Genomic DNA, 14670 nt, shown 5'->3' with positions numbered 1-14670 from the left:
CGACCGTCCGGCTGAGGCATACTCCGGCCACTCCGCAATGCAGCAGCTTGATTGCGGCAGCGAGCATGAGCCATATCGTGCAGATTTCGAACCCAAGGAGGCAACAGACATGAATCAAGACACCGTATGCACCCTCGTTCCGTACTTCGACGTGCCGGCCGACAAGGTCGATGAATTCAAGGCCCTCGGCAAACGCTTCGTCGAGCGCACGCGCAGCGAACCGGGTTGCGTGCATTACGCCTTTTCGTTCAGCGGCTGCACGGCGCATTGCCGCGAAGGCTATGACAATGCAGAGGCCATCCTGCATCACCTTGACAACGTCGGCGCGCTGCTGCAGGAAGCGCTCGCGATCGCCTACCTGATCAAGCTCGAAGTCCATGCACCGGAAGCCGAAATCGCAAAGCTGCGCGATCCGCTGACGGCCATGAAGCCGCAGTACTTCGTGCTGGAAGAAGGCGGCATCCGCCGCTGATGCAGCCGACGCGGTCGCCTCGCCGGACGATGGCGGCCGCCGTGCGGACAGCAGGAAGCCACCTCATGCATGCACGCCTGCTGTCCGTGCTCGCCGTGTCCGCCTGTCTCGCATGCGGCGGAGCCGGCGCGCAGGATCGCCCGTCCGCCACTCCGGACTCACAACACCGAACAACATCCACCGCCCCGCTGACCGCCGTCGACGCGCTGGACGTAAAGCGCTACCTCGGCACCTGGCACGAAATCGCGCGCTATCCCAACGGGTTCCAGCGCAAGTGCGTCGGCCAGGTGACGGCCGACTACGCGCTCGACAGCGACGGCAGCCTCAAGGTGCTGAACCGCTGCCGGCAGGCCAACGACGAATTCGACGAAGCGAAGGGCACGGCGCTGCAGCAGGGCGGCACGACCTCGGCCCGGCTCAAGGTGAGTTTCGCGCCGGCCTGGCTGTCCTTCATTCCCTTTCTGTGGGGCGACTACTGGGTGATCGACATCGACGCCGACTATCAGCTCGCGGCCGTCAGCGAACCCGGCCGCGACTACCTGTGGGTGCTGTCGCGCACGCAGTCCGTCGATGCACAACGCTACCAGTCGCTGCTTGAGCGACTGGCTGCAAAGGGCTTCGATGTTCCGAAGATCGAGCTCACGCCGCAGTAGGCCGGGTCGGTGCGCCGAGCAACTCGGACAACGCAGCCACCCCGACCGGCGCTTCGGTCACCCACGGCACCACGTACGTGCGCCGCGCCAGACCGTCGGCAATGCGCGTCATCTGCGCGCGTTCTCCGTCGAGGCGGGCGGACAGCAGCGGATCCCGGGTGCCCGCCGCGAGTATCGACTTGTTGACGACCCACGCATGCGGTTCGATCTGCGCGCGGCGCAGGTCGTCCTGCAACGCGGCGGCCTGCGATACCGGCGTCACCTCGGCCAGCGTGACCAGGATGATGCGGGTGTAGTTCGCATCCTGCAGGCGCATCAGCGGCGTCACGAAGTGCGCGGTTGTGCGGCCTTCGTATTCGCGCAGGGTCTGCCGGTGGTAGGCGCCGGTGGCATCCATCAGCAGCAGCGAGTGCCCGTTCGGCGCGGTGTCCAGCACCACGAAGGCGCTGCGCGCCTCGCCGACGATGCGCGAGAACGCATGAAAGACGGCCACTTCCTCGGTGCATGGCGAACGCAGGTCTTCAAGCAGCAGCGCACGTTCCTGTTCATCCAGCCCGGGTGAGCGCGCCGCCATGATCTTGTCGACATAGCGCCGCGTCTCCGCCGCAGGATCGATGCGATCCACCTTCAGCCCCGGCACCCCGGTGCCCAGCGTTTCGGTCAGGTGGGCGGCCGGATCGGTCGTGCTCAGATGCACCGACTTGCCGCGCTGCACCAGGCCCAGCGCCAGCGCCGCGGCAATCGTGGTTTTGCCGACGCCGCCCTTGCCCATCACCATGATCAGCCCGCGATCGCCGGCGGCCAGTTCATCGACGAGCGTTGCCAGACAGTCGGCGGGCGGCGCTCGATCGGCGCCCGACCGCGGCGGCTGCACCGGAAGTGCCGGCGCGTCGGACAGCAAAGCGCGCAGTGCCGGCAGACCGACCGTGTCGAATGCGCGCAGCGGCACCATGTCCTGCGCGAGCGCGCGCAGGCTGTCCGGCATATCGCGCAGCGCCTGGCGCCCCAGCGCTTCGATGGCGGCTGCCACCGGGTCACCCGGATCGGTCGCGCGGAACAGGCCGTTGACCACCAGTCGCTGGTTGCCAAGGCCGAGCGTGCGCAATTCGTCCGAAGTGCGCGCCGCCTCGCCGATGGCGCCGTGGTCGGGCCGCGTCACCAGCACCACAGTGGTCTGGCCGGCATCGCTCAGCGTGCTCAGGGCAGTGTTGAAGCGCGCTTCCTGCATCTTCAATCCGGAATGCGGGCCGAGGCACGACGCACCGCGGTCGTTGCCGTGCAGGAAGCCGCTCCACGCCTTGGGCAGGCTCAGCAGGCGCAAGGTGTGGCCGGTGGGCGCGGTGTCGAACACGACGTGATCGAAGCCGTCGGCGGTACCGGCGAGCAGGCCGGAGAACTCGTCGAACGCGGCGATTTCCGTCGTGCACGCACCCGACAACTGTTCGCGCACGGTGGCGCGTTCGGCATCGGTCGTGTCCGGCGCCATCCGGTCCTGCACCCGCTGCCGATACGATTCGGCCGCCGCGTCCGGATCGATGTTGAGCACCGACAGGCCGGGCACGCCGGGTACCGGCGTGGGCTCATTGCTCAGCGGCACGCCGAGCATTTCATCGAGATTGGACGCCGCGTCGGTGCTGACCAGCAGCACGCGCCGGCCGGCGTCGGCCAGGGCGATCGCGGTCGCGGTGGACAGCGAAGTCTTGCCCACGCCGCCCTTGCCGGTGAAGAAGAGGTAGCGCGTCGCGCCGGACAGCAGTGTCATCGTCATCGCACGGCCCTCACCGCCTTGCCCGGGAAATCTGTTGCCTGAGCAGCCTCACCTCTTCGATCAGGTCCACCACCAGCGCGGCCAGTTCCGGGTTGGCATCGAAATCGCGCTCCATCGCGCGCAACTGTCGGGCTCGCACCAGCTCCGCGCTGGCGAAGCGCCACGTCTCGGGTTGCCCGGCGTCCATGCGGCACAGGTAACCCGCTTCGACCCGCTCGATGATCCAGCCGGGTTCCGTCGCGCAGGCCCGCGCCAGTTCGTCGAGGGTGAGGCGCGCGTCATCGAGCAGCTCGCCGGTCAGGATGTCGTCGTGTGTCATCGCTCAGGCTCCCGCTGTGCGGCGCGGATCGAAGTGCAGGTCGCGCGCCATGGTTTCGTAGAGGCGGCGTGCGATGTCATTGTCGGCCGGCGGCAGCACCACTTCGAGCACGACGTACAGATCGCCGGGTGGATCACCCGGAATGCCGCGCGTCCTCAGCCGCAGTTTGCGTCCGGTCTGCGAGCCGGCCGGCACCGTCAGGGTCACAAGACCCGACGGTGTCGGTACATCGATCGGCCCGCCCAGTGCGGCTTCCCACGGCGTGACCGGTACGGTTTCATGCACGTCCCGGCCATCGATGCGATAGCGGGCGTCCGGTGTGAAGTGTATTTCGAGGTAAAGATCGCCTGCCGGCGCGCCGCCTTCGCCGGGCGCACCCTGCCCGCTCAGGCGGATGTGCTGGCCTTCCTTCACGCCCTTCGGGATGCGCACTTCAAGCGTGTGGTCATCGAGCACGACCTGACCGTGTTCATTCACACGCGGCCGGCGCAGGCTGATCGTTCTGCTCGCGCCCTGATACGCGTCCTGCAGGTCGATGTCGACCTTCGCGTGGTGATCCTCGCCGCGCATGCGGTAAGCCCCCGCCCGGCGCGCACCACCCGCGCGCCCGAACAGGCTGGCGAAGAAATCGCTGTTGTCTGCCGCATCGGCACCGGAGAACTCGAAGTTGCTGTCCCAGCCCTGCGCAGGCTGGAAGGGCTGGCCCGGCTGATGGCCGCTGCCCATCTGATCGTAGAGCGCACGCTTTTCCGGGTCGGACAGCACCGCATTGGCCTCGTTGATCTCCTTCATGCGTGCTTCCGCACCCGGTTCCTTGCTCACATCCGGGTGGTACTTGCGCGCCAGCTTGCGGAAAGCCTTCTTGATGTCCTCCGCGCTTGCCTCGCGCGCGACGCCCAGTGTCTGGTAGTAATCCTTGAAGTCCACGTATGCGCTCCCTGTTCACGACTGCGCCGGCCCACGTTTCAACTACCTTCTGCAAATCGTGGCAGACCGATGATGGTCCGTCAGTACGCCCGGATACATGACGCGGATCAATGAGGCCATGCACTGTCCGATGGCCACAGACGAAGGACAGCAGCCGGATCACCCGCGTGAACGACCTGACCGCGAAGCAGGCGCGCGGAGCGGCATCGACCGCGCCTGAGCCATTCTCCGCGCACACGCACAGCGTCCCATTTGTTACTGCGTGTGCTGGCGCACCGTCGCAGGGAGCCGTGTCTGCCACACTGGCTCGTCGCACGCGGCTGTACGCATGCAGTCGAGGCAGACCCTGAACGCATCAGGCAGGTGTTCGAATGATCGTCACCCCGACGATCCTGAGAGCACGGCGGACCACCCGGAAACAACATCATGAAGAAAACCCTTGTACTCATCTCGATCGGTGCCCTTGTGGCCACCGGTTGCGCAAACCTGTCGGAAACACAGCAGCGTACGGCCATCGGTACCGGCGTCGGCGCCGCAGCCGGCGCAGCACTGGGCAGCTCACTCGGCGGGAGCGGCGGCGCGACTCGCACCGGCGCCTTGCTCGGCGCAGCAGTCGGCGGCATCGGCACCTACATCTGGTCGAACCGGATGGAAGAACAGAAACGCACCATGGAACAGGCCACCGCCGGCACCGGCGTTGCCGTCGTGCAGACCGCCGACAACCAGCTGAAGCTGGAAATCCCGAGCGACATTTCGTTCGACGTCGGCCGTGCCGACATCAAGTCGAACTTCCGCCCGGTGCTCGAGCGTTTCGCACAGACGCTGAACGCGAACCCGAACACGGAAGTGCGCATCATCGGCCACACCGACAGCACCGGCAGCGACGCGGTGAACAATCCGCTGTCGGTCAATCGCGCGAGCAGCACCCGTCAGTACCTGACCGATCGCGGCGTCGCGCCGAACCGCATCGTCATCGATGGTCGCGGCTCGCACGAACCGGTGGCCGACAACGGCAGCGAACAGGGCCGCGCGCAGAACCGCCGGGTCGAAATTTTCGTCGCCGAACCGCGCACCTGAACGTCGCAAGCGGGTGGCTGACCTGCTCGCGCCTGTGGCGTGAATAAGCGACCGCAAGATCGCCCGGGGCCTGTGGATGCTTAATCGTGTAGACAATGATTGAGCATCTACAGGCCCTGGTCCGTTTACGCCCCACCCCCATCGATCAACACCGAGGTGACCCGCGTGCCTGCCTTCCTTTCCCCATCCATGGTGCTCGGCCTTGCACCGGCCATCACGCCGCGCCTGCTCCTCGTCACGCTCGGCCTTGCGCTGCTGTGCGCACTGACCGGCTGCGCCGGTCTGGCCGCACGCGATCCGGTCCGGGTCAATCTGGTCGGCGTCGAGCCGCTGCAGGGCGAAGGCTTCGAACTGCGCTTTGCCGTCAAGCTGCGGGTGCAGAACCCGAACGACAGCGTGATCGACTACGACGGCCTCGCACTCGAACTCGACGTGAACAACCGCTCATTCGCCACCGGCGTCAGCGATGCCAGAGGCAGCGTGCCGCGCTTCGGCGAAACGGTCATCAGCGTACCGGTCACCGTATCGGCCCTGTCGGCCCTGCGCCAGGCACTCGGCATGACCGAAGGCAGCACGCTGGAAAACCTGCCCTTCGCACTGCGCGGCAAACTCGCCGGCGGCACCTTCGGCACTGTCCGCTTCAGCGAAGAGGGCCGACTGAGTCTGCCGGGCATGTCGCAGGGTGCTGGCAGCGCGCGCTGAAACCGACGGCTGATCATTCAGCCGACTGCGCGGTCCAGCAGCATGTCGAACCCGGGATATCCCTCCGCCGTGAGCGCGAACTTGCTGGTCGCCTTGCATCCCTTCCGGTTGTCCTTGTCGCCCGACGTGAGCCCTTCGATGAAGGCCGCCCGATCCTCGACCCAGCTGCCGCCGAGCAGGGTGACGCCGCGCGCGAACAGGGCGTCGGGCAGGCAGCCGGCACTGGGGCCGACCATGGCGAACCAGCGGGCGGCGTGGCAGTGGGCGAGCATGCGGTCGAGGGTGTCGTTGAGCAGCAGCGTGCTGGTGGACAGCACCTTGCCGCAGGTTTCCAGCGCCGTGGCGTCGGTGGTGACGCGCCAGCCTTCGCGCTCGCCGACGGCGCTCTCGTCCAGCTCGATCACGGTGAGCCGGGCGCCGGCGGCGACGATGCGCTCCACCAGCGGGCCGAACAGGCCGATCATGCCGATGGCTTCACCGGGCTGCGGGTCCATCCGGCCGATGGAATCGCTGCTGCCGTCGGGCCGGTAGCCGGCGCGGTCGTACAGGCAGCGCGTGATGGCGTTGGCGCAGACGAAGCCCAGGGTGCGGTCCACGCCCTGCCCGCTCACGTAGCGACGCGCCAGCGCGAGTGCGTCGGCGCCTTTCAGGTCGGTGAGTCCGGAGCCGTTGCGCAGGCGCTCCAGCGTATCGTCGAGCAGTACATACGACAGTCCGATGCTGCCGTCGTCCAGTTCGAGCGCGCAGAACTCGCCGCGGGCATGACCACTTGCGCCATCGCGACACGGTTCGTCGGGACGCGCCGGCGGAAGGTGCAGCGCGCGCACGCGCGGCAGTCGCAGGCGTGCGGCGATGGCTTCGATCTGCGCGAGGTAGTCGGTGGCGAAGCTCATGGTGTGTCGGCCGGGTCGGGTTTCGGGAAGAAGCCGGGCTGCACCTGATCGCGGCGCAGCCCGGCGCGCACCGCGGACGATGCCGCTTCGCCGCTGACCGTGGCGTTGCGGTTTTCCGGCGTGCGCAGGGCGCCCGGGAAATACAGTGCGGTCAGGCGGTGGGTGTGCAGCGGCGAGTCGCCACTGCCGTGGGCGTGAGCATCGTCGCCGTAGCGGCGCCAGTCGCGTACCGGATGGATGTCGTCGGCCAGTTCGAGAAAGCCGATGGTTTCGCGGTCGCCGATCAGCATGCCCTGCGCGCGCAGGCCGAGCGCCGCCTTCATCGCATCGAGCCGGGCCACCAGTCCGGGCGTGGCGCCGAATTCGCCGTCGGACGCGATCAACAGGTCGGCCCGTTGCCAGGCCTGCTGTTCCAGCCGGGCGATGGCGCGCTCGAGCGGGCCACAGATGTCGGTGCCACCGCGAAAGCCCTGGCCGAGAAAATGGATCAGCCGCTCGATGCCCGACGCATCGACGGCGACGTCCAGTTCCACCACCTCGTCCGGACCGCCGAAGGCAAACACATGGCAGGCACGACCCTGGTCATGCGCGGTGCGCACGGCTTCGAGCACCACTGCCTTGGCAACCTGACCGGCGCCGCCCTGCATCGAACCGGAGGTGTCGACGCACACCAGCAGCGGGCCCATTTCCAGCCGGCGATCGGCTTGCAGGTCGGGGCGCGGCTGCAGTGCCGGCGCATCGAGCTGGCGCACCTCGTGCAGCCGGTCGTCGTCTTCGTAACAAAGCAGCGTACGCTCGGCGCGACGCGCGTGCCACACGAGGCGCAGCACCGGGTGGCCAAGCAGCACGGCTTCGGCCGGCAGCATTCGGGCGATGCGATCGGCGCGATGAATGCCGCGCGTTTCGCCCGGCATGTCGGGCACCCGCACGCTGCGTGATTCGGTGCGACGCGCGACGGCGTCCTCGAGCACCGTCACCGGGTCACGCTGCGCGGCGTCGGTCTCGTCCGCCGGGCGGGCCCGACCGAGCCGGCGGATGCAGCGCGCCAGTTCAGGCAGCCGTTCCAGCAGGCGGCGGATGCGCACCACCTCGCGCCAGCCCTCGCTGCGCAACAGACCGGGAATGAGGTCCCAGCGCGCGTTCTTGCCATCGTCCGGCAATTTGCCGAAGACATCGATCAGTTCGTCCATCTGACCGCGCCTGTCCTGCCAGTCGGATTCGAAAGCCTCGACGGCCATCCGGATGGCGCGCGTTGGCGTGGCGCCACGATCGCGATAGTCGTCGATGAAATCGAGATGGAACAGCAGGCTCAGCACGACGGTGTCGGTCAGCTCCCGGCGCGCGCTGCAGTACGCCGCAAGATCCAGCGTGCAGAACGTATCGCACAGCGCGGCGACGATGTCGGGCGACGGCCAGCCCCAGGCATCGGCCGGCGGCACACGGCCGTCGAACAGTGCGTCGCGCAGCGCGACCAGGGCGGCCAGTCGCGGTTCGAGCGTGCCCTGCGCATGTGTCAGGCCGGACAGCCACAGCGTGCGCGGCAGCGCGTCGAGTGCGGCCAGCCGTGCTTCGCGCGCTGCGAACAGGCGCTGCGGATCAGCGCTCACGTCAGCGGCTCGTGCAGCACCGGCTCCGGGACTGCGTCGCCGACAGCGTTCGCCACATCAGCCGGCAGACGCGGCAGGTTCTCAAAACCACGCCGCGCATCGCGGGCGCGGGCCGCGAGATCGGCGATGGCGGACGCGGTCACGGCGAGATGCCGCTCGACCTGCGCCAGCTGCGAGTCGTCCAGCCACAGCGTGTCGCGCCGGCAGGCGGCCAGGCTGGCGCATTCGGCGTCCAGCTCTGCCCGGTAGCCGGCGATGCGGCCGAGCAGGTCATCGATCTGCGCCGTGCGCGCGCCGATGTGCGCAGGGCCGTAACGACGCTGCCGGCTGTAGCTCATGCGCAACGCACCGGCTCCGCCCTTGGCGTCGCCGATCTTTTCCGCAAGGTCGGTGGCACGATTGGCGGCACGTTCGGTGGCAACATCGGTGGCAACATCGGTGACAAACTCGTCGGCCATGCCCGCCGACACGTCCGACGCGGAAAAGCGCAGCCGGCCGGCCTCGTCGTAGTCGAGATCATTGGCTTTCTGTTCCGCTTCCAGTTGCGCTTCGAAAGCCTGCACGACACGCGCGAGGCGGGTCGGCGCATAGGCCCCGCGCACCCCGAGGTGCGTGGTCAGCCAATCGGCCACAGCGGCCTGGCGCGCCGCGTCCGGGGCGACGCAGGCGGGCAGCAGCAGCAGATCCCACACGCAGACGGCAGTGCGGCTTTCGCTCGCAACGGCCACGCGCAGCAGCCACAGCGTCTTGACCCAGCGCCGGTCCGACACGTAGCCGCCTTCCGTCGCGAGATGGGTGCGCAGCGCAGACAGCACCGCCACGACGCCGGCCGGCAGCGCCACCTGGCGCGCCGCGGCCGCCAGCGCAGCGAGATCTGTGTCGGCCAGCGCCAGCGCGTCATCCGCCAGCGACCACGGATCGGTGCAACCGGTGTCGAGCAGGGCGGCGAACCCTTCTGCACTGACCGGCGCGACCGGCAAGCGGGTCAGGAAGCGGTCGAAGAAGGCTTCGCCCACCTCGTCTTCCGGCACGTCATTGGTGGCGCCGATGACGCTGACCAGCGGGCAGTGCTGGCGGCCGGCACCGTTGTCGAATTCGCGTTCGTTCAGCAGCGTCAGCAGTGCGTTGAGAATGGCGCTGTTCGCCTTGAACACCTCGTCGATGAAGGCAATCGACGCGTCGGGCAGAAAGCCGGCGGTATGCCGCTCGTAACGATCCTCTTCCAGCGCGCGGATCGACAGCGGGCCGAACAGCTCCTCGGGCACGGTGAAGCGGGTCAGCAGGCGCTCGAAATAGCGCGCATCGCGAAACGCCGCACGCAGACGGCGCGCCAGTTCGCTCTTGGCCGTGCCGGGCGGACCGATCAACAAGGTGTGTTCGCCCGCCAGCGCGGTCAGCAGGCAGCGACGAACGACCACACGCCGTTCGACGAGCCCGCATTCGAGTTGTCCGGCGAGCGCACGCAGACGGTCGGACAGCAGCGGGGATATCAGAGGGTTCATGACAGTCAATCGCAAATCAGGGAAAACGTTCTTCGATGAGGGTCTGCGCACGGCGCGCACTTTCGCTCGCGTCGATGCGCTGCAATGCGCCGGCACCGACGACATGAATGCCGGCTTCGGTGACGATGAGATCCATGGCCACATCGTGCGGCTGCGGATGGATGGTCGACATGCGCGACGACTCGAAGCCGACACCGATCCTCAGCGGCGGCACCGGCTGCGCGGCCAGCGTGCGGTCAAAATAACCGCCGCCATAGCCGAGCCGATAGCCGCATGCGTCGAACCCGACCAGCGGAATCAGCAGCGCCTGCGGCTGCACGACGGCGGAGTCGGTCGGCACCGGCAGGTCGAACACCCGCTTCGTCATGGTCACACCGGGCCACCATTCGCGGAACACCAGCGGCGTGGCGCGTGCCACCACGTCGGGCAGCGCAGCGCGAGCGCCGGCGTCACGCAAGGCACGGATCGCGAAGCGCGCGTCGAACTCGCCGCGGTAGGGCCAGCAGAAGCCGACGATCAGCCGGCGCAGTGCCGGGAAGCCGTGTTCAAGCAAGGCGGTGATCACCACGTTGCGCGCGGCACGCTGCACGGCCGGCACGCTTTCGCGCGCAGCGATCAGTCGCTGCCGTTCGGTGCGCCGCCAGTCCGGCAGATCGGTCAGTACGTCCACATTCAGCTCCCTGGCAGGCCCGGTTTCACAACACGCCGTGCAACAGGCCGAGCGGATGGTGAGCGCGTGCCACGCCCAGCATGAAGGCGAAGGTCAGCAGCGCCGCGATGAAACACACGAAGCGGGCCCGCGCGCTGCGCGCGCGCTTCAGCGCAAGGCTGCCCAGCACGATATAGACCACCAGCAATACGAGTTTGGTCGCCAGCCAGGGCACGACGAACGGATTCAGCTGCAGCATGGCGAGCAGCGACAGCGCGGCCATCAGCAGGCCGGCATCGATGATCTGGCTGGCGATGCGCACGCTGCGCCGCATGCTCCAGCGCGCCCCCGACAGCACGCCGATACCGCGCAGCGCGAACAGCGATCCACTCGCAATGACCAGTCCGATGTGGACCTGTCGCGCCAGCGGATACAGGTCGATCAGGTTCATGCGTCCGGCGTGTCGGCATGTCGCTCAGCCGACATCGACGGCTTCACCCGTGCGGTCGAAGGCGATCAGCTTGTCAAGCCGCCCGGTGCGGATCGCGCTGATCATGCTTTCCAGCGGAGCGTCCGCATCCGCACTGGCGGGCGCCTGGCCGTCGCGTCCTGCCAGGGCAGCCACGAACACGATGGCCCACTGCGTATCGAAGGTGGCCGTCTCTTCGAGCAGGGCCGCGAAGCCTTGCAACTCGTCGAGCGTCTTGTCCACACACACGTAGGGCACCAGCGCACCGCCCTGCCCGGCTTCGAAGCGCGCGCGCTCTTCGGCCGAGGCGTCGTCGGGCAGTTCGGCCACGGTGAATACCATCAGCAGCCGCTGCGGTTCGGTTTCTTCGCGCATGGCCGCGATCAGGCCGTCGAAAGTTGCTGTCAAGGCAGGTCTCCGCAAGATGGAATGAGAACGAGAGGAACAAGGCGGCGTTGCACAGAATGCATCATGACAGTTTGCCCCGCACGGCTGCGACCATGACAGCGCCGAACAGCACGATGGCCAGCGCATGACCGATGCCGGCCAGGGCCAGCGCAGACAGGTCGCCGGACGGGCTGGCGCCCAGGCGCAGCAACAGGCTGGCCGCCAGCAGCCACAGCGGCACCCGCGCCCAGGCCGAATACACCGGTCGCAGGCGCAGCAGTGCCGGCAGCATGATGGGCGCGTGGCCGAACACCATCGCCAGCACGAAGCCGAGCAGCACGGCGTGCAACCCGGCCGCGGGCAGCGGGCCCGGTGACAGCACGCCGTACAGCCCGAGCAGCGCACCGACCAGCAGCCACACATAGCCGACCGTCAGGCACTGCGCGACATGGCCGGGCCAGCCGGGCGCCGACCATTTGCGCGGCGCCATGTCCCAGCGCAGCAGCCACAGCGCGAGCAGCGCGCAGGCCAGCCAGAGCAGCAGTGCTGCCAGCGCCGCCCACACCGGTGACAGGACGACCGACAGCAGCACCATCGCCACCGCCAGCACGAACAGCACGCGGGCGATGCGCGGCAGGCGGATCATCTGCATCAGTTCGCGACGTTCGCCGGCGATGGTCAGCACGAGAAAGGCGACCCAGCTCATGACGGCTGCCGCCAGGTCTCCGGCCGCCCAGACGAGCACGCCGATCAGCCAGCACACCGCGCCGGCCATTTCGACCACGAGGTGCAGCGACCACGCGCGGCTGCGTCCGGCATGGAGGTAGAGCAGCACCAGCGCCGCGGCCGCGAATGCCCAGAGCATCTGCGCCGCGGCCACGGAGCCGATCGCCCACGCGGCGAGCCCGCCGAGCCCTGCCGCCAGCGGTGACAACAGGCCGGGCAGACGCTGCAGCGCCACCGCGCGCTCGAGCGAAATGACGGTGCCGAACACGGCGCAGATCATCACCGCCCCGTGCAGCGCGACCGGCACCGCCGGTATCGGCACACCGAAACGAACCAGACCGGCGGCGATGCCGGCCAGCATGGCGGACACCGCCAGCAGCGCACACACCGCGATGCCGGTGCGCCACAGCGCGGGCGTCGTCATGCTCACCATCCGAACCGCTCGCGCAGGGCCGGGCTCATGCGGCCGGGGTGCCATGCGCAATCCCAGTCGAATTCGACCTGGACGATCCAGCCCGGCGGGCAGACGGCACGCAGCGCCGACGTGGCATCCTCGATGATCAGCTCGCCCATCGGGCAGGTCGCGCTGGTCGGTATCAGCACCACGTCGACGCGCGCCTCACCAATGAGAATCGACTTGACCAGTCCCAGTTCGACGATGCTTTCGACCAGTTCCGGGTCCGCAACGGTGTGCAGCGCGGCCCGCAGTTCGTCTTCGGTGGGCATCACGACACCTTCTGCCGGGTCGGGAAAGCTATCCCGCTCGCCCCGGGAGGCGCGGCCGGCGGCAGGATGTCGGCCAGCGTATGGCGGTCCAGACGGGCGAGAAAATCCTGCAGCGCGTCTTCGAATATCCCGGCCAGACGGCAACCGCCCAGCAGCCGGCACTGACCGCCGCCATCGAGGCATTCGACCAGTCTGAAGTCGGGTTCGACGCTGCGCACCACGGCACCCAGGCCGATCGCCTCCGGCGCGTGCGCGAGCCGCATGCCGCCCCCGTTGCCGCGCACGGTTTCGATCCAGCCGGCCAGACCGAGCTGGTGGGTCACCTTCATCAGGTGCGCCACGGACACCTGATGCGCGTGCGCGACCTCGGCAATCGTGCACAGGCGGTCCGGATGCTGGCCAACGTGCATCAGCAGGCGCAGCGCGTAATCGGTCATCGTGGTCAGACGCATGGTTCAGCGCCCCGGGCGGACGATGGTCACAGGCGTGGCCACCGCCACAGCGGCCGGCGCCGGGCGATCGGCACGCGGCCGGATCATCATCGGCAGGAAGCGCCACAGATAGAGCGCGAAGGCCGTCACCCACAGCAACGCGGCAACATGCAGCAGGTGGATGGCGGCGGCGGAGGGTTGCAGCGCGAGCAGCCTGAGTACCGTGGCCACGATCACCAGCACGTAGCTGGCGACCATGCTGCGATCGGTTTCCAGCGGCCGCCCGAGGTGCCCCAGTGCGGTGCGTGTGATCATGCCGATGATGAGCAGCGAAAAGCCGCCCATCGCAATCACGTGGATGTGCAGCGCCGGCCGCGCGCCGAAGTCCGCGACGGATGCTGCGGCAAGCAGCAGGCCGATGCCGAGCGAGGCGTAGCCCAGATACAATATCCACAGCAGCGGCTTGTGCAGCACGGCCTGCGGTTTCCAGCTGAGCCAGTGCTGCAGCGAAAGGGCGCCGGCCACCGCCAGCGCCAGTGCCTGCGCGATCGGCAGATCGGCCAGCAGGCACAACACGGCGATGCCGCTGGCACCGAGCTGGATGTGGCCGCTGCGCAGCTGCATCGGAATCTGCAGGCCCGGGACGGCGCGCATGGCAAAGAACGGAATGACCCGGCGCGCCACCAGTAGCGCGATCAGCGTCATGATCAGCAGGCCGGCGTTGAACTGGCGCATCAGCAGTGCGTAGTCGCCGTCATGCGCGGCCAGCAGGAACAGGGCATCGGACACGCCCAGTGCCAGCAGCAGAAGCGGGACGGCGTAGTTGCGCACATTGCGCGACACCACGACGGCGCGCAGCAGTGCCGCGGCAGCCAGGGTGAAGAACAGCAGTTCGGCAAGGGTGCCGATCAGGAAAGGCGCCCCGTCACCGGCGAGAAAGCCCAGCCGCGCCACCAGCCACAGTGCGCACAGGATGGCCAGCGCGCGGCCCTGCACCGGATTGATGCCGGTCCAGGCGGCGCCCGCCGTCATCAGGAAGCCGACCGCGATGGTGGCCACGAAGCCCCACAGCATTTCATGCGCGTGCCAGGCCACGCCGGCAAGCGGGCCGTTCAGCCAGTGCGGCGCGAATATCCACAGCCCGACCGCGATCAGCGCCCACAGCGCGCCGGCCAGATAGACCGGGCGAAAACCGAGTTCAAGAAAGGCGGACCACGAAGGCGCATGCGGCAGGGGCGGTTCCGCTTCCTGTATGGACAGCAGGGTGGCCATGATCGGGCTCCGGAGGTTGGATGTTGAAGACCGGATTGAACATATATTTTATATGTATCTTAAACCCCGTCTTCACACATCGCTTGATCC

17 protein-coding genes are annotated in these 14670 nt (G+C 68.0%); 4 read left to right on the top strand and 13 right to left on the bottom strand.

From position 1 onward, the window contains the following. Positions 1 to 109: 109 nt before the first annotated feature. Both NMQ14_RS00280 and NMQ14_RS00275 read left to right on the top strand, forming a co-directional pair. Positions 110 to 472 carry a putative quinol monooxygenase gene (locus tag NMQ14_RS00280; RefSeq protein ID WP_257092447.1) on the top strand — a complete coding sequence of 121 codons (363 nt, stop codon included), beginning with the start codon at positions 110 to 112 and terminating at the stop codon, positions 470 to 472. 65 nt (positions 473 to 537) lie between these two features. Next, complete coding sequence (locus tag NMQ14_RS00275) at positions 538 to 1125, top strand: lipocalin family protein (RefSeq protein ID WP_257092445.1); 588 nt, start codon at positions 538 to 540, stop codon at positions 1123 to 1125. Here NMQ14_RS00275 and arsA read toward each other — a convergent pair. The 3 genes from arsA to NMQ14_RS00260 are packed head-to-tail and all read right to left on the bottom strand — an operon-like array spanning position 1112 to position 4139. After that, positions 1112 to 2893, bottom strand: coding sequence for an arsenical pump-driving ATPase (arsA, locus tag NMQ14_RS00270; RefSeq protein ID WP_373457160.1), 1782 nt, complete (start codon positions 2891 to 2893; stop codon positions 1112 to 1114). The two genes, NMQ14_RS00275 and arsA, sit on opposite strands and share 14 nt — an antisense overlap. A 10-nt stretch (positions 2894 to 2903) precedes the next feature. Then, a complete protein-coding gene (locus tag NMQ14_RS00265) occupies positions 2904 to 3212 on the bottom strand; it encodes a chaperone modulator CbpM (RefSeq protein ID WP_257092443.1) in 309 nt (102 codons plus the stop codon). A 3-nt stretch (positions 3213 to 3215) separates the two neighbouring features. After that, positions 3216 to 4139, bottom strand: coding sequence for a DnaJ C-terminal domain-containing protein (locus NMQ14_RS00260; RefSeq protein ID WP_257092441.1), 924 nt, complete (start codon positions 4137 to 4139; stop codon positions 3216 to 3218). A gap of 426 nt (positions 4140 to 4565) precedes the next feature. Here NMQ14_RS00260 and NMQ14_RS00255 point away from each other — a divergent pair, with 426 nt between their 5' ends. After that, entirely contained in the window at positions 4566 to 5216 is a 651-nt protein-coding gene (locus tag NMQ14_RS00255; protein ID WP_257092439.1) for an OmpA family protein, read from the top strand. Between the two features lie 165 nt (positions 5217 to 5381). Next, on the top strand, positions 5382 to 5918 hold the full coding sequence (locus tag NMQ14_RS00250) for an LEA type 2 family protein (RefSeq protein ID WP_257092438.1): 537 nt from the start codon (positions 5382 to 5384) through the stop codon (positions 5916 to 5918). A 17-nt stretch (positions 5919 to 5935) separates the two neighbouring features. Here NMQ14_RS00250 and NMQ14_RS00245 read toward each other — a convergent pair whose 3' ends face one another. The 10 genes from NMQ14_RS00245 to NMQ14_RS00200 all read right to left on the bottom strand — a co-directional run bounded on the left by NMQ14_RS00245 (position 5936) and on the right by NMQ14_RS00200 (position 14580). Further along, complete coding sequence (locus NMQ14_RS00245; protein ID WP_257092436.1) at positions 5936 to 6811, bottom strand: Rossmann-like domain-containing protein; 876 nt, start codon at positions 6809 to 6811, stop codon at positions 5936 to 5938. Then, entirely contained in the window at positions 6808 to 8418 is a 1611-nt protein-coding gene (locus NMQ14_RS00240) for a VWA domain-containing protein (RefSeq protein WP_257092434.1), read from the bottom strand. Before NMQ14_RS00240 ends, NMQ14_RS00245 begins: the two co-directional genes overlap by 4 nt. Beyond that, the gene (locus NMQ14_RS00235) at positions 8415 to 9920 is read right to left on the bottom strand and encodes an AAA family ATPase (RefSeq protein ID WP_257092432.1); all 1506 of its coding nucleotides are present in this window, start codon (positions 9918 to 9920) and stop codon (positions 8415 to 8417) included. The genes NMQ14_RS00240 and NMQ14_RS00235 overlap by 4 nt, the downstream gene beginning before the upstream one ends. Positions 9921 to 9936: 16 nt before the next feature. After that, positions 9937 to 10590 (bottom strand): 5-formyltetrahydrofolate cyclo-ligase, encoded by a 654-nt coding sequence (locus NMQ14_RS00230; RefSeq protein ID WP_257092430.1) that lies wholly within the window; start codon positions 10588 to 10590, stop codon positions 9937 to 9939. Between the two features lie 25 nt (positions 10591 to 10615). Next, entirely contained in the window at positions 10616 to 11020 is a 405-nt protein-coding gene (locus tag NMQ14_RS00225) for a SirB2 family protein (RefSeq protein WP_257092428.1), read from the bottom strand. A 24-nt stretch (positions 11021 to 11044) separates the two neighbouring features. After that, entirely contained in the window at positions 11045 to 11446 is a 402-nt protein-coding gene (locus NMQ14_RS00220) for a ribonucleotide reductase subunit alpha (RefSeq protein ID WP_257092426.1), read from the bottom strand. 61 nt (positions 11447 to 11507) lie between these two features. Next, positions 11508 to 12575, bottom strand: a complete 1068-nt coding sequence (locus tag NMQ14_RS00215; RefSeq protein WP_257092424.1) for a hypothetical protein — start codon at positions 12573 to 12575, stop codon at positions 11508 to 11510. A 2-nt stretch (positions 12576 to 12577) separates the two neighbouring features. Beyond that, positions 12578 to 12877: a metal-sulfur cluster assembly factor gene (locus NMQ14_RS00210; RefSeq protein ID WP_257092422.1), complete on the bottom strand. Its 300-nt coding sequence runs from the start codon at positions 12875 to 12877 to the stop codon at positions 12578 to 12580. Further along, positions 12877 to 13329 carry an Rrf2 family transcriptional regulator gene (locus NMQ14_RS00205; RefSeq protein WP_257092420.1) on the bottom strand — a complete coding sequence of 151 codons (453 nt, stop codon included), beginning with the start codon at positions 13327 to 13329 and terminating at the stop codon, positions 12877 to 12879. Before NMQ14_RS00205 ends, NMQ14_RS00210 begins: the two co-directional genes overlap by 1 nt. A 3-nt stretch (positions 13330 to 13332) precedes the next feature. Next, positions 13333 to 14580 carry an NnrS family protein gene (locus NMQ14_RS00200; protein WP_257092418.1) on the bottom strand — a complete coding sequence of 416 codons (1248 nt, stop codon included), beginning with the start codon at positions 14578 to 14580 and terminating at the stop codon, positions 13333 to 13335. Between the last annotated feature and the right edge of the window lie 90 nt (positions 14581 to 14670).

The sequence above is a fragment of the Methyloversatilis sp. XJ19-13 genome, from assembly GCF_024580155.1.
In the GTDB taxonomy this organism is placed as follows: Bacteria; Pseudomonadota; Gammaproteobacteria; order Burkholderiales; family Rhodocyclaceae; genus Methyloversatilis.
The sequence above is the reverse complement of the archived record's forward strand: the minus strand, read 5'-3'. Positions and strand labels throughout refer to the sequence as shown.